22 protein-coding genes are annotated in these 19052 nt (G+C 44.9%); 9 read left to right on the forward strand and 13 right to left on the reverse strand.

The genetic code is table 11. The features are described 5' to 3' along the window. Window positions 1–75: 75 nt before the first annotated feature. Entirely contained in the window at window positions 76–522 is a 447-nt protein-coding gene (locus tag NYE33_RS01260) for a hypothetical protein (RefSeq protein ID WP_340948135.1), read from the forward strand. 346 nt (window positions 523–868) lie between these two features. Here the strand turns inward: NYE33_RS01260 and NYE33_RS01265 are convergent, their stop codons facing one another. Next, on the reverse strand, window positions 869–1057 hold the full coding sequence (locus NYE33_RS01265; protein WP_039306684.1) for a hypothetical protein: 189 nt from the start codon (window positions 1055–1057) through the stop codon (window positions 869–871). A gap of 102 nt (window positions 1058–1159) precedes the next feature. Continuing rightward, entirely contained in the window at window positions 1160–1450 is a 291-nt protein-coding gene (locus NYE33_RS01270) for a hypothetical protein (protein ID WP_341064482.1), read from the reverse strand. 131 nt (window positions 1451–1581) lie between these two features. On the opposite strand from NYE33_RS01270, the gene NYE33_RS01275 reads away from it, so the two are divergent. Further along, window positions 1582–2211 carry a class I SAM-dependent methyltransferase gene (locus NYE33_RS01275; protein WP_336103226.1) on the forward strand — a complete coding sequence of 210 codons (630 nt, stop codon included), beginning with the start codon at window positions 1582–1584 and terminating at the stop codon, window positions 2209–2211. A gap of 74 nt (window positions 2212–2285) precedes the next feature. On the opposite strand, the gene NYE33_RS01280 is transcribed toward NYE33_RS01275, so the two are convergent. The 8 genes from NYE33_RS01280 to NYE33_RS01315 form a co-directional block, all read right to left on the reverse strand. Beyond that, entirely contained in the window at window positions 2286–2408 is a 123-nt protein-coding gene (locus tag NYE33_RS01280; protein WP_256703955.1) for a hypothetical protein, read from the reverse strand. A 118-nt stretch (window positions 2409–2526) separates the two neighbouring features. After that, entirely contained in the window at window positions 2527–3882 is a 1356-nt protein-coding gene (locus tag NYE33_RS01285; protein ID WP_076246190.1) for an ABC transporter substrate-binding protein, read from the reverse strand. Window positions 3883–4063: 181 nt separating this feature from the next. Further along, window positions 4064–5395 (reverse strand): ABC transporter substrate-binding protein, encoded by a 1332-nt coding sequence (locus NYE33_RS01290; RefSeq protein ID WP_341064485.1) that lies wholly within the window; start codon window positions 5393–5395, stop codon window positions 4064–4066. Window positions 5396–5520: 125 nt separating this feature from the next. Beyond that, a complete protein-coding gene (locus NYE33_RS01295; RefSeq protein ID WP_042133259.1) occupies window positions 5521–5988 on the reverse strand; it encodes a hypothetical protein in 468 nt (155 codons plus the stop codon). 10 nt (window positions 5989–5998) lie between these two features. After that, entirely contained in the window at window positions 5999–6310 is a 312-nt protein-coding gene (locus tag NYE33_RS01300; protein ID WP_336102503.1) for a hypothetical protein, read from the reverse strand. Then, window positions 6310–6612 (reverse strand): hypothetical protein, encoded by a 303-nt coding sequence (locus tag NYE33_RS01305; protein ID WP_336102504.1) that lies wholly within the window; start codon window positions 6610–6612, stop codon window positions 6310–6312. Before NYE33_RS01305 ends, NYE33_RS01300 begins: the two co-directional genes overlap by 1 nt. Window positions 6613–6620: 8 nt before the next feature. Then, on the reverse strand, window positions 6621–7079 hold the full coding sequence (locus NYE33_RS01310; RefSeq protein WP_341064490.1) for a hypothetical protein: 459 nt from the start codon (window positions 7077–7079) through the stop codon (window positions 6621–6623). Beyond that, a complete protein-coding gene (locus NYE33_RS01315) occupies window positions 7039–8340 on the reverse strand; it encodes an ABC transporter substrate-binding protein (RefSeq protein ID WP_341064493.1) in 1302 nt (433 codons plus the stop codon). Before NYE33_RS01315 ends, NYE33_RS01310 begins: the two co-directional genes overlap by 41 nt. 253 nt (window positions 8341–8593) lie before the next feature. Between NYE33_RS01315 and NYE33_RS01320 the strand changes: the two genes are divergently transcribed. The 7 genes from NYE33_RS01320 to NYE33_RS01350 all read left to right on the forward strand — a co-directional run bounded on the left by NYE33_RS01320 (window position 8594) and on the right by NYE33_RS01350 (window position 16302). Beyond that, window positions 8594–9307 carry a response regulator transcription factor gene (locus tag NYE33_RS01320; RefSeq protein WP_336102506.1) on the forward strand — a complete coding sequence of 238 codons (714 nt, stop codon included), beginning with the start codon at window positions 8594–8596 and terminating at the stop codon, window positions 9305–9307. A gap of 40 nt (window positions 9308–9347) precedes the next feature. After that, a complete protein-coding gene (locus NYE33_RS01325) occupies window positions 9348–11225 on the forward strand; it encodes an ATP-binding protein (protein WP_341064497.1) in 1878 nt (625 codons plus the stop codon). Between the two features lie 107 nt (window positions 11226–11332). Further along, a complete protein-coding gene (locus NYE33_RS01330; protein WP_042133247.1) occupies window positions 11333–12016 on the forward strand; it encodes a response regulator transcription factor in 684 nt (227 codons plus the stop codon). 350 nt (window positions 12017–12366) lie between these two features. After that, window positions 12367–13077: a sensor histidine kinase gene (locus NYE33_RS01335; RefSeq protein ID WP_256703954.1), complete on the forward strand. Its 711-nt coding sequence runs from the start codon at window positions 12367–12369 to the stop codon at window positions 13075–13077. A 139-nt stretch (window positions 13078–13216) separates the two neighbouring features. Continuing rightward, window positions 13217–14002, forward strand: coding sequence for an ABC transporter ATP-binding protein (locus NYE33_RS01340; protein ID WP_042133242.1), 786 nt, complete (start codon window positions 13217–13219; stop codon window positions 14000–14002). Beyond that, window positions 13989–15920 (forward strand): FtsX-like permease family protein, encoded by a 1932-nt coding sequence (locus tag NYE33_RS01345; RefSeq protein WP_341064500.1) that lies wholly within the window; start codon window positions 13989–13991, stop codon window positions 15918–15920. The genes NYE33_RS01340 and NYE33_RS01345 overlap by 14 nt, the downstream gene beginning before the upstream one ends. A 25-nt stretch (window positions 15921–15945) precedes the next feature. Next, window positions 15946–16302: a YxeA family protein gene (locus NYE33_RS01350; protein ID WP_341064502.1), complete on the forward strand. Its 357-nt coding sequence runs from the start codon at window positions 15946–15948 to the stop codon at window positions 16300–16302. An 82-nt stretch (window positions 16303–16384) separates the two neighbouring features. On the opposite strand, the gene NYE33_RS01355 is transcribed toward NYE33_RS01350, so the two are convergent. From NYE33_RS01355 to NYE33_RS01365, 3 genes are all read right to left on the reverse strand, one after another. After that, window positions 16385–16579: a hypothetical protein gene (locus NYE33_RS01355; protein ID WP_336102508.1), complete on the reverse strand. Its 195-nt coding sequence runs from the start codon at window positions 16577–16579 to the stop codon at window positions 16385–16387. Between the two features lie 286 nt (window positions 16580–16865). Beyond that, a complete protein-coding gene (locus tag NYE33_RS01360; RefSeq protein WP_042133235.1) occupies window positions 16866–18155 on the reverse strand; it encodes an ABC transporter permease in 1290 nt (429 codons plus the stop codon). Next, a complete protein-coding gene (locus tag NYE33_RS01365) occupies window positions 18148–19050 on the reverse strand; it encodes an ABC transporter ATP-binding protein (RefSeq protein WP_039306699.1) in 903 nt (300 codons plus the stop codon). Before NYE33_RS01365 ends, NYE33_RS01360 begins: the two co-directional genes overlap by 8 nt. Window positions 19051–19052 lie beyond the last annotated feature (2 nt).

Raw genomic sequence — 19052 nt, forward strand, 5'->3', positions numbered from 1 at the left:
ATCAGCATTTCGGCAAACCTATCAACTACATATCCAAACTATAAATCGCCCACATTCAGGAAGGAACGTGTCCACATGCCAGACCCATTATCGTCCAATGCAGTTCCCGCTGCCGGATTCACCAGCTATATTGAGCAATATAGCGGAACCATCTATGCGCTAAGCTGTCTCCTGCTGGAGAAGGGCGCCCGCGCCGATCAAGCCGCAATTGCTACATTCGCGGCACTCTATGAGCCTTGGCTCAAGGGCAGCATCCAAGCAGATGCTTACTCCCTTGCCTCCTACAGGGAATGCATCCGGCAATGCTCGCTGGTTGCTCAAGACCGCGGCCGCTGCTCTTCTGCCCTGCTCACCTGGGAGGATCAGATCGCCAGCGCCTTATGGTACGGCATCCAGCTGCCGCTGCCCGAGATCAGCCTCATCCTGCAGCGAAGCGTTCCTGAGCTGAAAGCGCAGCTCAGAGGGATTCGCGAACAGATGGCTGCTGCGCGGCCAGCTGTCCCGCGTCCGTCGGCGGGATAGGGAGCTGGGTGGGGCCTGCAACAATAGACTCAAGCATGCTGCTGCGATCCATGCGGACTGTAGATCCGTTATTTCGCCCAATCAGTCGAATCAGCGATCCATGCGGACTCAGAGGACCTTAACTAACCAGTTTCGCCTCATTTTGAGCTCCATCGAACAATATAAGCGCGCCTGAGTCCGCAACGGGCAAAAAAGCAGGCTTTTTCACAAAATAAGGTCCTCTCAGTCCGCGTAGCAAGCGCTGCATAGAGTAAATCCGCTGACGTCGTACATATTAATAAAAGCCGCAGCATCCGCCACGGCTCTCCATTTGCTAATGCTATGCTATCTGTTCCAGTGCCAGAAATCAGCGCTTGCCCTTGCCGCCCTTGGCGAACCGCCAAAAAGCCATGCAGCATCCGAGCAGCCCGACGCCCAGCAAGATGGTCTGCAGTGCTCCCAGCCAGGTTGATTTGTCCGACGGGATCAGGCTGCTGATAATGATCAGCAGGATGGAGACCACGACCAGCACGGGGGTTTGTCTACTTTTTTTCACAAAAAATCACCACTCCTAATTACTAATATTACTAAGGTACACTATCTGCGGGGGTTTAACCAGTTTAGGGTGGTTTGTGATCACTCTATAGAACAGCATTATTTATAAGCCCGTTTCATCACTACAGGTCATCCACCTTCCATATCCCATCATTTTAATCATTGAATAGACAGCAGTATTATCACTCCCGTTATCCCAGGACCTGTCCACTACCACTTCGTATTCATCAGCGTTTATTTTATTCATTTCATTAATTTCGTAATCTGTTATATTTGCCGTCTCCTTGCTGATTTCAGCATACAGAGCCTTCCTTTCATCTATCGTCTTACTTTCTGAGGTATCTCCGGAACACCACATGTGCACTTTCGCAATGAAATCATCCAGATAGCTCACTACCACACTGTTCAACTCCGGATCATCACTTAGCTAAAATACGAAGGTTAACAATAACATTGCAAATTGGTTCTATCGTAGATATAATATGTCCGTAATAACTATTTAGTGTAATTAAAGGAGATCGGGCTATGACGGAGTTCTGGGAAGCAAGCTTCATAGAAAAACAAACGATGTGGGGATTTGAACCTTCTGACTCGGCAATCTTAACCAAGGATTTTTTCCTTGAAAAGAATGTTAAAGACATCCTGATTCCCGGCATTGGATATGGCAGAAATGCAAAGGTTTTTATGGACAATGGTATAGATGTTACTGGTATTGAAATTTCGCAAACAGCGATTGATCTGGCGAGGCAGCGCGGGCTGGATATGAATGTTTACCACGGCTCGGTAACCGATATGCCATTTGACAACAAACTCTATGACGGTATTTTCTGCTATGCACTGATTCACTTATTGGATCAGCGTGAGCGGGAGAAGTTCATTCAGGATTGTTATAATCAGCTGAAGCCGGGAGGATATATGGTCTTTACAACGGTATCCAAAAAAGCACCAATGTACGGTAAGGGCGTCCAACTGGATACAGACTATTTCGAAATCATGGACCGAGTGAAAATGTTTTTTTATGATGCTGACTCCATTCAACAAGACTTTGCCAACTATGGCCTGGTCGAGATATCAGAAATAGATGAGCCCGGTAAGAATATGAAAAACAAACCTTCCATAAACTTCTTAATTGTAAAATGTAAAAAGGAAGGATAGCGCTCCAAGCGCACTGTCTGCATAAGTAAAAAAAGCCCACCCGCCTCCCCCGGCGAATGGGCTTTGATCTATGTTTACTGGCTGCGCTTCTGATATCTGCCAAAGGCTATGATGGTCACCACCATACTCACAATGCCTATACCCGTTAGCATCCCTTGCGTGAAATCTATCAGGTTGCTTCCGTTAGAAACTAACATTCGGCCCGCCTTTAGTGAAAGAAAAGAAGGGAATTGTAATAATGTGTGTTCCAATCTGGTAAGTTGATGATTAAATGATCCTGATTTCAGAAACACATTGTGTTAATTACCTTTTCATCTATGCTTTTGCCACTTTATCAGCAGCAGCTTGTGTTTGTGTTTGAATTGCAGCAGTAGCTTTGTCTAATGTTTTCTTCCCGTTTACTACCTGTGTCAGTTCTTCAGATAGTATTGACCAAAAATCCAATTCCAAATCTGGTGACTTGTTCATGAGCGCATAACTTGTAATAGATGAATTGAAGTTAGGTTTTAATTTATAGAATGCATCCAGCTTGTAACCAGAATACTCTTTAACCATGCGGGACAGAGGTGCACCTATACTATTATTAGAGTTGTTAGGTTTGTAGTATTCGTTAGCGTGGTCATCCCCATTGAAATATTTAATGAACTCCCAAGCGGCATCCAGATTCGATGCACCTGCTGGAATAGCCAAAATCTCAGAACCAAACACATATCCTGTTGACTTCCGGTCCTTAGAATCCGCAGGGCCGGCAGCCATACCAAGCGTAAACGGTTTATAATTTTTTACATTGCTATTTGCTGCTTGCAAGGACTGCAGCTGACTGATAGAGGCTACTATCATAGCGGATCGTCCCATAATGAACGGGCTGCTTTCCAGGTAACTTTTGCCCGACAGAGTGATTCTTTCGTCAAGTACCCCCGACTTCGTAGCCTCGACAGACAGGCGATAGGCATTTTTCCACGACGCTGTATTCGCAGTAGCCTTAAGAGTATTTGGATCAATATACGTTAATCCTTCTGTTCTGGCAATATCCATTACCAAATTGCTGGACCCAAAGGAGCTTAGACCCCAAATTCGGGTGTTCTTATCTCCTGTAGTAGGGAATTCACCAGCAAGCTTCAATATTTCTTCCCACGTCATTCCGTCACTTGGTGCTTTAACATGGTGCTTTTTAAATAAATCCGCATTATACAGAAGAGCATACGACTCCACCTTTAGGCTTAACCCATAAAGTTTGCCGCCGCCTTGTTCCTTCAATTCAGCAAGCAAGCCAGGGTACACTGTTGTCATGTCATACTGATCCCGTTCAATTAACGGTTCTAAATCTGCCAGCTTTTTATCTTTAGACATTTGCTGGTAATCATAGGGGGGCAGCATTACAAGATCCGGTGAATACTTTTGGATCGCCGAATTGTAATCTGTAACCGAACCTGAACCTGTAGGTGCAAAGACTTCGATGTCTGTATCCGGGTAGTTCTTACTGAACTGGTTCCCGTACGTCCTATTGAAATCATCAGCGTTCCAATACAATACTTTTAAAGTATCTTTCGTATCTGCCTGGCTATTCGAATTTGCGGAAACCAGTTGACCTGTGGCAAGACCTGCTGAGGTACCGATCAACATCACACTGAAACTAGTAAGCATGATCTTCTGTATCATATTTTTCTTCAAAAATAAAGCCTCCACTCATTTGTTATTTCAAACGGTTATTCACTTGGATGGACCCAAGTATAGAATAGAAAGCTTATAAGCCAGCTACTGAAATCCTTATCATTTCCTTAAATAAGGCTGAGAAGTGCGGACAAAAAGGAACCCATTCTCAGATAGAAGCTATCTAAGAATGGGGCCTGGGTTATTTCTTCGCTTTTTGCTTTTTCACAGCCTCATCAAGGCTCTTTTGAACCTGTGTTTGAATGGAAGCCAGCGCTTTGTCTAGTGTCTTTTTGTTGCTTATTACCTGTTTAACTTCACTCTGCAGGATAAGTGAATACTGTGCATTGTTAAATGGAACTCCTATTGGATTAACATATGGTGGTGTTTCCAGGTTTGGTTTTAATTTATAGAAGGCCTCCATACTAAATCCTTTGTATTCTTTACTATAATCCATCCGTGACAGGGAATAATCTGAAAGCATCTCGGACTTAAATTTAGCAAAATCCGCTCCGTTATAGAATTTGACGAAATCCCAAGCAAGATCTTTATTAGATGAACTAGCCGGAATCGCAAAGATTGAATCAAGATGAATGTTTCGTGTCATGTTCCGGTTCTTAGGATCGGCAGGACCCGCAGCAATTTTAACGGTAAACGGTTTGTACTTTGCTATAGCAGATTTATTTGCAGTTACCCCCTTTAAAGTATTCATACTAGTCGTACTTACTGTCATAGCCGCTCTTCCCATAAGGAAAGGGTCCACATCATATCCACTTTTATTTGAGCCTTCTATGGTATTGGATTTTATCGCAGTGATAGCCATACTGAATACCCTTTTCCAAGCGGCTGTATTCATAGTTACTTTAAGTGTATCAGGATTATAACGGGTTAACCCTTCAGAAGTTGCTATATCATTGATCAAATAGGTGTAATTATCAAGCGGATAGTGAAGTCCCCAGATACGGGTGTCCTTATTTCCTTTAGTTGGGAATTTCGCGGATAGTTTCAGTATTTCTTCCCAAGTCATTCCGTCCTTCGGTAAGGGGACATTATATTTTTTGAATAAGTCTACATTGTAAAAAAGGGATTCTGTGTTGAAGCGCGGACTTAGCCCGTAGAGCTTTCCATTCACTTTGAGTGCGTCCAACAATCCAGGATATAGGGTTGCAGTGTTATAGTTGTCACTCTTGATTAACTGTCCCAGTTCTGCTAACTGGTTCTCCTTGGACATCTGCTTATATTCAAGGGTGTTCAACATGACAACATCTGGCGATTGCTTGGCGATAAAAGCTTTTAAGTCTGATTTCCCATCCCATTTCACTTCCTGAATCTGAGTATCGGGAAATTGCGATTTGAACAAGTTCTCATCGAAATAATATTTGTCTTCGTACAGCACCTTTAGAGTTTGTTTCGTGTTAACCTGGGTGTTTGAATTAGCAGAAGCTTTTGGGTCTTGGCTAAAGCCTGCTGAAATAGCCAATAGCATAAAGCTCAAACTAACGATTACTGACTTTTTTAAAATAGTTCTCTTCAAAATAATACCTCCACTCCTTTATTGTTAAAACGATTATCTGTTTGTACTGAGCTAAGTATATAAGAGAAAACTTATCAGCCAGCTACCGAAATCCTTATCATTTCCTTAAAGCCTCCATATCAACCTTAGGGTTGATATGGAGGGACTTCCATTACCTTTAATCTACCGTCAACTCTTTTAACTGTGTAGGTGAACTTATCAGTGATTGTGTCGAACTCCTGTGTCTGGAACAAGGTTCCGTCTTCATGCTTTAACGTAATCACGAATTTACATTCATCCTTGCTTACCTCGGTCTGATCAACAATCTCTTTAAGGGAGATGTCAGGAATCAGCTCCAGATACTGATTGAATAATTCTTGCTCATCGTCAGGATCTGTTTCAGGAGATAAATTCATGAGCCCCTGGTAGCTGCCGCCGTATAACTCGACCAAAGTTTCAGCATCTTTATTAGCGATGGCCCGCATGTATTGCTCCAACGTATGTTGCAGATTCTCATCGGGACTTATTTTATCTGGGTTCGCCTCATTATTGCTGCTACATCCCACAAGGAAGAAAGCACAGATGACGCATGCGAATATAATTTTCTTCATCATTCATTTCCTCCTATTCTCCCGGCGGTATTATAAAATACCTCGGTAGATGCCTTTCCATATCAAGCAACATGGTCTCGGCATCCTTTAAATATTCCAGATAGCCAAAAGGCCCCATCATGTTGTAATTCGGGTCAGAGACGATGAACTGGACATGGTTTCCTAACTTCCAGTAGCCCTTGATCATAGACGAGTGTCCCTCTGGAATGTCCAGTTCCCTAAACATGACATATAAGATATTCCCTTTATCCAAATGATCTAACATCTTATCCAAATCAACTGTAGTATCAAAAGCATCAGTGAACTCCAAGCCAAACTGCAGCATTACATTCTCGGCAACCACATCAGGGCGGCCAGTGCAGCTACAACCGAACCATACGGTGCCTTAGACTCTTGCAGCTTCATATCTGACCGAAGAGTAGCGTCATAAACAATCGCCGGCATAAAAGACCAATCATCCCAGTTGCCGGTTTTTCCAGGCTCCAAGTTCCCAGACTCCGACCAGAAGAAAAATCCGCTCGATTTCCATGCATTGATATCTTCCGTATCCTTTGGCTTGGAGGCTGGAACCGTTTGTATTTCTCCAAATATAGCTTCATAAGCCGATACTAACATTTCAGCTGCCATCAGCCTAGTCAGTCGCTGATCCGATGCCGCTTCACCTTCCAGCTATCAGGTGGCAAATCAGGAAGCTCAAGACCCTTTTGTCTTAAATAATCTACTTCCTTTTCAAAAGCTGTTGTCTTCAGAACACCCTTTTCCAACTCCGCCAGATTGTCCGAGTCTGGTGTCTGTTCCTTCGGCAAATTACAAGCAGTGGAACCAAGAACAAGTGCCGCTACACTAATAAATATAAATACTTTTTTCATATACATAGCAACCTTATACTTCAAGATTCCACCCCCGCTTCGTTCTTCTAAGAACAACATTACAGTCCAAACAACATAGAGGGGCACTTGCTTTCCGCAGGAGCCCCCCTCAGATACCGTGCATTCTTTGACACCCAAAAGGCTTATAAAAATATCCTTTTCATATCTCCATGATTCTTTATCTCTATCTCTTTGTCTTTTGAGCCTTTGCCAGTTTATCAGCATCAGCTTGAGTGCTTGATTGAATAGCAGCAGTTGCTTTGTCCAATGTTTTCTTCCCGTTTACTACCTGTGCCAGTTCTTTAAATAGAACTGACCGGAAATTTAATTCAAAATTTGCTGACTTGTTCATGAGAGCATAACTTGTACTAGCTGAATCCAAATTAGGTTTTAATTTATAGTACGCATCCAGCTTGTAACCAGAGTACTCCTTAACCATGCGGGACAGAGGAGCACCTATATTATTACCAGTGGTATTGGGTTTATAGTATTCGTTAGCGTAGTCATCCCCATTGAAATATTTGATGTAATCCCAAGCGGCATCCACATTCGATGCACCTGCCGGAATCGCGAATATTTCAGTAATACGTACGTCTCCTGTTGACTTCCGGTCCTTAGAATCCGAAGGGCCGGCAGCCATACCAAGCGTAAACGGTTTATAATTCTTTACATTATTTTTTGCTTTTTGCAAGGACTGCAGCTGACTGATAGAGGCTACTATCATAGCGGATCGTCCCATAATGAACGGGCTGCTCTCCAAATAACTTTTACCCGGCAGAGTGATCCTTTCGTCAAGCACCCCCGACTTCGTGGCCTCGCTCGCTATACGATAGGCATTTTTCCACGCAGCTGTATTCGCAGTAGCCTTAAGAGTATTTGGATCGATATATATTAATCCTTCTGTTTTTGCAATATCCATTACCAAATTGCTGGATCCGGAGGCGCTTAGGCCCCAAATTCGGGTATTCTTATCCCCTTTAGTAGGGAATTTCTTAGCAAGCTTCAATATTTCTTCCCACGTCATTCCGTCACTTGGTGCTTTAACCTTGTGCTTTTTAAATAAATCAGCATTATACAAAAGAGCATACGACTCTGTTTTTGGGCTTAACCCGTAAAGTTTACCGCCGCCTTGTTCCTTTAATTCGGCAAGCAAGCCTGGGTATACTGTTGTCATGTTATACTGATCCCGTTTAATTAACGGTTCTAAATCTGTCAGCTTTTTATCTTTAGACATTTCTTTGTACTGGTATGGGGGCAGCAATACAAGATCTGGTGAATACTTTTGGATAGCTCCGTTGTAATCCGTAATCGCACTCGAACCTGTAGGTGTAACTACTTGGATGTCTGTATCCGGGTACTTCTTACTGAACAGATTCCCATACGTCCTATTGAAATCGTCTGCGTTCCAGTACAATACTTTTAAGGTATCTTTCGTATTTGACTGGCTGTCCGAATTTGCAGAGGCTGCTGAAGTACCGAATAGCATCACACTGAGACTAGCCAGCATGACCTTCTGCAATAAATTGTGTATCAAAAATAAAACCTCCACTCATTTGTTATTTCAAACGGTTATTCACTTGTATTGACCCAAGTATAGAAGAGAAAGCTTATCAGCCAGCTACCGAAATCCTTATCATTTCCTTAAATATGGCTAGCGTTATTCATTGCATTAGAAATATCGCTTATAATTATTGTTCTACTCTCTATCTAAGAAAAATAAGAGAACTAAGGGAGGATCTATGGCGGAAAGCACGATTTTGATGGTGGATGACGAAGCGGAAATTATCCAATTGATGAATATTTATTTCAATAACGAAGGATACAAGCTCCTGCAGGCGTCGAATGGACTGGAGGCACTGGAGATTCTGCAGTCGGAGCAAGTCGATTTGATTGTACTGGATCTAATGATGCCCGAGATGGACGGGTTGCAGGCTTGTATGAAAATACGGGAAACGAATCCTATTCCCATCATCATGCTCTCGGCTAAAAGTCAAGATATCGATAAAATATCAGGCCTCAGTATCGGCGCCGACGACTACGTAACCAAACCGTTCAACCCGCTTGAGCTGATTGCACGCATCAAGTCACAGCTTCGGAGGATGAACCAATTTAACTCCACTGCGGCTAACGCAAACGAAATACGTATCGAAAACGTCGTTATTAATGAAGCATCCCATACGGTAACGGTCGATCAGCAGGAGATCAAGCTGACTCCCCGTGAATTCGCGCTCCTTCACATGCTGGCAGTCAATCGAGGGACGGTGCTGAGCATGGACCGCATCTACGAGGAGGTCTGGAACGAGCCTTTTATGGAGTCGAAGAATAGTGTTATGGTTCATATCCGAAAGCTTCGTGAGAAGATAGAAGCTAATCCGCGCGAACCGCGGATAATCAAAACCGTGTGGGGAATTGGATACAAAATCGAAGGCGTTCTAAAAGCAAGGGGTGAGTAGGATACAACTACAGTGGCTGTATACAATTCGTTGGAGATTAATGCTGATCATGATTGGAAGCCTGGCCCTAACAGGCGCAGTTATTTCTTTTGGTTTTTTCATGGCCGGGGAACTGCAGAAAATCGAATACGTGGCTGCTCCGATCAATTGGAGCATTGAGCATGCCGGATCCGTTCGCGTGATGATCATCACTGGTATCATTCTCTTTCCCGTCACTTTCTTCCTGGCCAGCTTCCGTTTGGTTCAGGATTTGCGCGAAATCAACGCAGGGCTGCAGGAGTTATCGGCAGGTCGGTTCGGGCGTGTAATAACGGTCAAGGGCAAGGATGAGTTAAGCGTTGCAGCGGAGAGTATGAATCAACTCAGCAGCGAATGGGATCAATATCTGGCGGAAATTACGCGCGGTTTGAAGGAGATTTCCAATGGGCAGTTCGACCATCAGATTCCGGAAATTGCCGGTAACCAACTGGGCGAAGTCGCGCATAGCATCAACCAAATGAGTACGCAGTTGAAGCATTCGATAGCGGAGGAGCGCAAAGCGGAAAAGACCAAAAATGACTTAATTACCGGTGTATCGCATGACCTGCGCACTCCACTGACCTCGATTCTCGGTTTTCTCGAAGTGATTGAGGAGGATCGGTATCAGGATGAACTGGAGATGCGCTATTACATCAACATTGCGTATGAGAAATCCTTGTCGCTTCGGCGCCTGATCGACGAGCTGTTCGAATATACGCGTATTAACAACGGCATGCCTCTGGAACTGAGCGAGCTCGATATCGCCGGGCTGATCCGTCAGCTGGAAGAGGAATTCGTACCGGTTACGGAGAACGTAGGCATGGAAATCAGGTTGAACATGCATGAAGGAGAATTCAAGATCCAAGCAGACGGGGTGCTGCTGGTACGGGCGTACGAGAATATTATCTCCAATGCCATACAATACGGGAAGGCGGGCAGATATATAGATATCGATATTGCTAAGGATGGAGATGTACTGGTCGTGCGGATCCAAAACTATGGAGACCCCATTCCGGAACGGGATTTGCCTTTTATTTTTGACCGCTTTTACCGGGTGGAGCGCTCCAGGTCGAAGCAGACCGGAGGCACAGGTCTCGGACTGGCCATCGCAAAAAGCATTATCGATGTACACGGAGGGAGTATCACTGTACACAGTAGCAAGAAGGCAACTATATTTGAGACACGGCTCCCGGATTCCGGCATCCATCAGGCGCAAGCGGCTGTTCCGGAAGAAGTTCATAATGAAATTGAACGGGTACCGAACGTGATTCCCAAGCGGGGCCTGACGCCGAAACAAAGAATATCCCCCCGGAAACGGGGCTTATTCCAATCCAGGGTACCTGCAGTATCGATGATCGTGCTGCTCATTTGTGCAGTGGTACTATTCAGCATTAAGAATTCATTTACCTCCCCGCTCATGGTAAAGCTGGATGCAAATAGCGATCCAGCGCTGATGACAGCAAGCGAAAATGACATGACGACTTCTATAGGCGGTAAATCAGACCAAGGCTATACACTTCTCATTCATCGTTATATGTACGACAGCCAGAACCTAATTCTCCAATACTCAATCAAAAATTTTAACGAGATATCGCAGTCACAATGGGCGAAACAATCAGTCAAGCCGACTTTTAAATTGGACCCTTCAACGATACAGGCAGTGCCCGGCATCGCCACAGATCCAGGTGTAACGTTGGCCAAAAACGGCACCATCAATTATTCTTTTAACGGAACCACACCTCCAGACAAGTTCATGTTGAAAGTCAGCGTAAAAGAGTTAATTCTCTCGGATGACACTGCTCAGCAGCTTACACTCGCCGGAAACTGGAGCTTCGAAATTCCTGTTAAAAAAAATTATATACGAAAAGCTAATGGTCAAAGTTCACCGTTGTTGAATTAAACCTAGATGAAGCCTTCATATCAACCCTAAATGCAACACAAACTCCATTTTATTCATTTAGAGTACTATGAACTAAATACATTACAAAAGGGAGAAAAGTTCATTCTATGGAATTTAATATATTTATAGTTGAAGATGATACGGCATTATTCGAAGCGCTGCAAACCGGACTGGAAGCTTGGGCGTTCCGGGTTACGAAACCGGATGATTTTGATGAGGTTATGCGTTCGTTTCTTGATCAGCAGCCTCATCTTGTAATCATGGATATCACGCTGCCTAAATTTGACGGTTTTCATTGGTGCAGGGAAATTCGCTCTGTATCCGAAATCCCCATCATTTTCTTATCTTCCCGCGATCACCCGTTAGATATGGTTATGGCGCTTAATATGGGTGCGGATGATTTTGTCCAGAAACCTTTTCATACGGATGTGCTGTATGCCAAAATTCAAGCGATTCTTCGACGGACGTACGCTTATGGTGAAACCCAGGCAGATACACTCGAATGGAACGGTGCCTTGATTGATTTAAAGCGGGGGGTTATCCGAAAATCAGCCGAGGAAGTAGACTTGACCAAAAACGAATTTTTCTTACTGATTGCGCTGGTGAAGTTCAACAACTCTGTCATTTCACGTCATGACCTGATTCGTAAGCTATGGGAAGATGAGCAGTTCGTAAATGATAATACACTTACAGCCAATATCACCCGCTTGCGGCAGAAGTTAGAACCGCTTGGGCTTTCAGACGCTATTGTGACAAAGAAAGGAATGGGTTATATGGCAGTGACTTTATAGGAGGCAAAGTTGATATGTTAGTCCGTTACGTTATTGCCAGAAAAAGCTGGATCCTGCTTTTTATCAGTTTGCTGGGTGTTACTGACCTGCTAATATTACTCGATCAGGGAGTAAGTGTTGGACCCACCTCTTTCATATACTTAAATTCGTTGTATATTATTCTGTTTGTTGTATTTTTCATTTGGCGGTACAGGAAAGAAACCAGGTATCTGGAAGCGGTTGCCAAACTGCAGGAAGTCATGCCCGCTGACTGGATTGAGAGTCTTCCCGAACCTGACAATGAATTGGATAGGATCACGGGCCATGTATTAAGAGAGGCTTCTTCCCATTTCAAACGGAAGCTTTCTGGGATGAAGGAAGCCCAACTGGTTGAGAATGATTTTATTGCCTCCTGGATTCATGAAATCAAGACTCCTCTTACCGCTATGAAACTGATTATGGCCACACGCCAAAGTGATCCGGATATCCGCAAAATGGAAACAGAATGGCTGCGGATTCACCTGCTTGTAGACCGTCAGCTATATATGACACGCCTTCCTGCCCTGGAATCGGACTATGTTCTTGAACAGGTGTCGGTACAACGTCTTGCGGCAGAAGAAGTCCGGGAACTGGCTGCCTGGTGTATGGAGAAAAACCTGGCAGTCAGTATTGAAGGCAATGATGCCACCGTCGTTACAGACCGTAAATGGTGCCGTTTTATCATTAGGCAGTTATTGACCAATGCCATCAAATACAGTCCTACAGGCACGTCACTCACGTTCAGGACAAATGTTACGGAACAAGAGAATGTCTTTCTGGATTTAATAGACGAGGGTCCGGGTATTCAGCCTCATGACCTTCCGCGTATATTTGACAAAGGATTTACCGGCGGGAATGGAAGGATTCATAATGCTTCTACAGGCCTCGGCCTCTATCTTGCCCAAACCGTTGCAGCCAAAATTGGGATTACGCTTCAAGTCCATTCCATCCAGCCGCAAGGTACGACAATGCGGATGACTTTTACAGATTCTAATGCATTCGAGACCGTTAGAAGAGGACAAGCAGACAATATCCCATTATGAACAGCCAAGGTCATCTTGGCTGTTTTTGTGTTAACCTGACGAATTTGTCACCTACCGCTTCAACTCGTCACCAGAAACGTGCGACACCCGGGATATATACGCGTAAGCTTAACCTATAATCGAATTTGGGAGGTTCACTATGAATGAAATGAATGAACAAGATACAGTATTACACGCCCGGAATGTTCACAAAGCATATGGCTCAAGAGGCAGTACGCAACATGTTCTGAAAGGCATTGATTTACGCGTTCTTCATAAAGAATTCGTCGGCATCATGGGTCCCTCCGGTTCCGGTAAGACCACCCTGCTAAACGTACTTGCGACGATTGACCGGACCACTGACGGTACGATATTAATCGATAATGAAGATATATCCGCCATGAACAACGCCTCCCTTTCTGCATTCCGCCGTAACAAGCTTGGCTTCATCTTCCAGGATTACAATCTGCTTGATACGTTGACGGTAAAGGAAAATATCCTTCTGCCGGTATCGCTTAACAAGCTAAGTAAAAAACACGCTGAAAGAGAGTTTACAGCGATTGCAGATGTACTGGGCATTCGGGAATTGTCGGAGAAATACCCCTTCGAAATATCAGGAGGACAAAAACAGCGCACTGCGGCCGGACGGGCTTTGATCCATCAGCCTTCCATCATCTTTGCAGACGAGCCGACGGGTGCCTTGGATTCTAAGTCCGCATCATCGCTGTTGTCCGTAATGGATGAGGTTAACCGGACAAGAGAGGTCACGATTATCATGGTCACGCACGACCCGGTCGCATCCAGCTATTGTAACCGCGTGGTCTTTCTGAAAGACGGAAAAATTTATTCCGAATTGTACCGGGGGGAGAAATCCAGACAGTCGTTCTTCAAGGAAATCATTGATGTGCAGGCTGTATTAGGGGGAGATAATATTGACGGTATTTGATCTGGCACTCCGCAGTATGCGGCAAAATGTAAAGCATTACTATCTGTATTTTTTCGCCCTAATTTTCAGTATGAGCCTGTTCTTCGTCTTTGCATCACTCAAGTATGATCAGCAGGTACAGAACATGCTGGATTCAAGTGTTAATATCACGACAGCCTTTCAGTCCGCTGCAGTCCTGCTTGTGGTAATCATAGGAATTTTCGCAGTTTCCTCTAACAGCATTTTCTTACGCAGACGCAGCCGGGAATTTGGATTATACCAGCTCATAGGCCTTTCCAAAGGTTGGATTATCCGTTATTTAATCATTGAGAATATCTTGCTGGGTTTAGGTGCTTTACTAGCAGGGATCATCTCCGGAGCGCTGGTGTCCCGTCTGTTTGTCCTGATTTTAATGAAACTGCTTAACTTGGACGGCCTGCCTTCAATAGATTTTTCTGTGCCGGCAGCCTTAGAAACGGCATTAGTGTTTATTCTTATCATCTTTATTACTTCCATTCAGATGATATTTATGATCAGCCGCAGAACCCTGCTCGGCTTATTCCAGGCAGATAGGCAGCCTGATCTTGTCAGCAAGCGGCCCTCTATTCTTACGGCTATATTAGCTATATTTGGTGTTATAATGATCGGCTATGGCTATGAATTATCGGGACGTATGATAGATGAGCAACTAGCTGTTAATGCGCTGTTGGTAATGGCATCTACAATAACAGGAACCTATATCTTATTCCGGGTGACGATCAGATGGTGTCTTTACTGGTTCCGCAAGCGTAAAAAAGGACACCTGGGCTTTTACAACAGCCTTTCACTTGCTCCGCTGATGCACCGTATGAAAGCCAATGCCAATTCGCTCACTTTAATTACTGTGCTCTCAGCTTTAACCCTTACACTTGTTACCATCGCGTATTCTTTATATTACTCTGTAGAACAAGTCACCCGCAATGAATATCCTTATGATTTTGCAATTGAGAATAACCAGCGGGATGCAGCTGCATTTACAGCCGAGCTCGAGAGCGGCGGTGTTCATCACAAACACCAAACCATCGATACATTCCGGTCTAACGGTATTATCCTGGATCCGTTGACTGAATCCGGGTATAGAGAAGGCATGTTATTATGGCTTCCGGCTGAACAGCTGCAACAATCAGGCAGAGATATCTCTGTACCTGATTATGGCGAGGCAGTAGAATATAACGCTTCTGCGCTGAGCTTATATGATGACATTGATCTCTCCAAACGTTATCCAACCATGATTGAACTGCGCTCAGACAAACAGACCAAGAGTTATCCCTTGAATGAAATATTCCTGGAAAACATCGTGAATGCCGGAATATCAGGCAGACAAATGCTAGTGTCTGAAGAAACCTTGGAAGAAGTTGAGCGGAGAATGTCCGGTACAGACAGTTTTGAGCGGGTTCAGATAGATACATTCCAAGTCCCGGATAATAAGGAGCTTGCGCTGGCTTCCTCTCTCTACCAGAAATATAAAACGGATGACTTTTATTCGGCCGACTTTTATTCCCGTTACACAAGTCTGCTTCAACAATCTGGATTATTAATTTTTATAGCCGCCTTTCTGGGACTTGCTTTTCTTGCTTCTACCGGCAGCATTCTGTACTTCAAACAGATGAGTGAAGCCGAACAGGAGAAACAAAGTTTTAGAACATTGCGTCAGCTTGGTTTTGATGAAAAGATGATCATGAAAGGCATCTTGAGGAAGCAGATGCTGGTGTTCCTGCTTCCGCTGTTCATTGGAATATTACATTCAATCTATGCAGTCAGGGCGAGTTACTTCATAACTCTTGCCGACGATACGATCCCTGCGATGATTGCGATGGGAGCTTATGCCGCCATTTACTTCATGTTCGCTTTCTTCACACTTGGGTATTACAAAAAAGTCGTTAAAAACGCTATGTTATAACAACTACTGCTGGAGGTAATTAAGCATGAAAAAAACTGTGATTTTCATTTCGATCGCACTGGTTGTGTGCTCGGTCGTGTATTTTACATTCAAACGGGAGTTGGATCAGTTCAACCCATTGTATAAGGAACAATATGTATACGCAGAAATCAATAAACCAGCCGGAAAGGAAGGTAAAAATGAATGGATTCGCTACAGATACAATCTGACAGGTTACACAAGTGAAGGAGAGAAGAAAAAGATCACTTTCTCTTCAAGCAAAGAACAGAAAGCGGAAAGCTATGTCAGGGTGCTTGCTAAGGGAGCCTATACGAAAGACTGGATTATAGTCGAGGAGAAAGTGATTCCGGAGAAAGTCTTAAACCAGTTACGTTCCCATTGAACACATGATGCCTGAACATATACACACTAAAAAAGCCCAGCCAACATCGGATGAGCTTTTTTCCACCTGTTATAAGTTCGTACTATTGACTGCGCTTATTATATCTTCCAATGGTTAGGATGACCAGCAACATCCCCGCAATTCCAATCCCTGCTAACATCCCTTGCGTGAAATCCATTAGGTTGCTACCGTTTGACTGAATGATTTGGCTAGCGCCAATCGATGTGGAAGAAGCCAAGAACAGCATTGCTACAGTTTGTTGTTGTTTTTTATCCACTCTACCCACTCCCTAGTAAATTCAACTCTTCACCTTTAGCTCTAAAAAACATGAAAAGTAACGATATGTCCGATTTATAAATGCTCGCCTTCTTTGTATTGCCTGATGTCTTCCCTCGCAACAACGGGTTTTACATAAGACTACATTTAAAATGGAAAACCCTTGATTTATCTACGTTTTCTTTAAATCAAGGGTTCGATTTGTCTCAAACATGTGCGGCGAATCTGCCCGGTTTATTATGATAAACAGCCCGGACTATAATGGCTCACACATTAACTCCCACTCCTTAGATCTTATAAGCCTTCATCGCTTTTCTAATCTCCTTGATGCTAGGACGCTTGCCGTACATCAGGACGCCGGTGCGGTAGATCTTGGCGGCGAGCCAGCCGAAGACGAAGGTTGTTGCCAGCAGGATTGCCAGCGAGACCATGATCTCCCAGAAGGCCACATGGCCAACGCCGATCCGCAGCAGCAAGCTGAGTGAAGAGGTGAATGGAACGAAGCTCGCTACCTTAACCAGCAGGGTATCCGGGTTCGAGATGCTGAACAGCGGCAGGTAGAAGCTGACGAAGCCCACCATCATCACAGGCATAACTGCCTGTCCCAGATCCTCTGTCCGGCTGACAATCGAACCGACAGCTGCATACATCAGAGCGTACAGGAAGTAACCCAGGATATACAGGATAAATCCATACACCAGAATGCTGGCATTCAGCTGTCCCAGATCCAGGTTGAAATCAGATAGGATGCCGGAATTGTGCGGCAGCATCAGGTTGACAGCAATGCTGGCAGATATAATCGCGATCTGCAGCAGGCCGACGAGGAAGATCCCGATGACCTTGCCGAACATCTGTGTTAATGGTGATGCGCTGGTGATCAGAATCTCCATGATACGCGAGCTTTTCTCCGAGGTAATCTCAGCGGCGATCATGTTGCCGGTCATCATCACCGACATGAAGAATAGCATCAGCAGGACGTAGACTACAACATAGTTAATGACCGGCTTGGCATCCCCTTCTTCTGAACCCGAGGCTGCTGCATCTGCATTCAGCTGCTCTGTACCAATTGAAACTGGAGCGAATATCGCTGCTACCTGGCTCTCTGTCAGCTTATCGCCGACAATAAGTCCGGTATTCACCTGCTGCAAAGCAGTTTGAAGATAACTCTGCACTTTGTCGCTGATATCCCCGTCTTTGCTGTGATACGTTACCGGCGGTACCCCCTCACTGCCCTCTGGAGCAAAGGTGAGATAACCCTCAATCTTCTCGTCCTCCAGCCCTTGCTTCAGCGCAGCATCATCTGCGGAGGTATAAGCTGTGAATTCGACTTGAGCATCCGTATCAGCCGGTGGTGTGTACGCCAGAAGCAGTTCGGCAGGCCGGAAGCCCTGCTCGGCAACCACTCCGATTTGCGTAGCTTCCTTAGCACCGTCTTCTCCCTTAAACACCTTGATCAGATAAGGAACATTCATACCGATACTCAGCAGGAGCACCAGAATTAATGTTGTAATCATGAAGGACTTGGTTCTTACCTTGTTCTTGAATGTGAAGTTGATAATGCTCCCCATCTTATTCATTAGATTCACCCACCGCTCTGATAAAGATTTGGTTTAGCGTCGGTTCCTTAATCTCGAAATGCTCTACCTCGCCCTGGGCCATGGCCAGCTGCAGAATGCGCTGCGCTGCGCCAATCTCGCTGATGGACAGCAGATATCCGCGTTCCTGGCGCTCCACTGCAGTAACTCCGGCAATCTCCGCAAGCCCGTTCACTTCCCCCGCTGTACGCAGGACGACTGCTTCCCGCGGATACCCCTTCTTGATCTCACGGATATCCCCCTGAACTACGGTGTTCGAGCGGTCGAGAATCGTAATATTGCGGCATAACTCCTCCACATGCTCCATCCGGTGGGTGGAGAAAAGAATACTCGTGCCCTGATCCCGCATCTCTCTGACTGTATCCTTCAGCAGCTCCACATTCACCGGATCGAGGCCGCTGAAGGCTTCATCCAGAATCAGAATCTTCGGCTTATGGACAACGGCAGCAACGAAGCCCATCTTCTGCTGATTGCCCTTGGACAATTCTTCAATCTTCTTATTGTAGTATTCCGGAACGTCGAACCGGTCCAGCCAGTAACGCAGGCTCTTATCCGCCTCACTTGCCGGCATGCCGCGAAGCCGGGCCAGATAGATAATCTGATCGCTTACTTTGACCTTCGGGTAGAGCCCCCGCTCCTCTGGAAGATAACCCATCAGATGCTGAAGCTCCGTACTATACGGCTTGCCGTTATAAAGAATCCGGCCTTCATCTGGATAGATCAGACCCAGCACCATGCGCATAGTCGTCGTTTTGCCGGCGCCGTTTGCACCCAGCAGACCGTAAATTTCGCCTTGTTCTACCTTCAGACTGATTCCGTTGACTGCTGTCTTATCCCCGTACTGCTTCACTACCTGTTCCAAATGCAAAGCTTCCATTC

Source organism: Paenibacillus sp. FSL R10-2199 (assembly GCF_038000235.1).
Classification (GTDB): Bacteria; Bacillota; Bacilli; order Paenibacillales; family Paenibacillaceae; genus Paenibacillus_AQ; species Paenibacillus_AQ phytohabitans.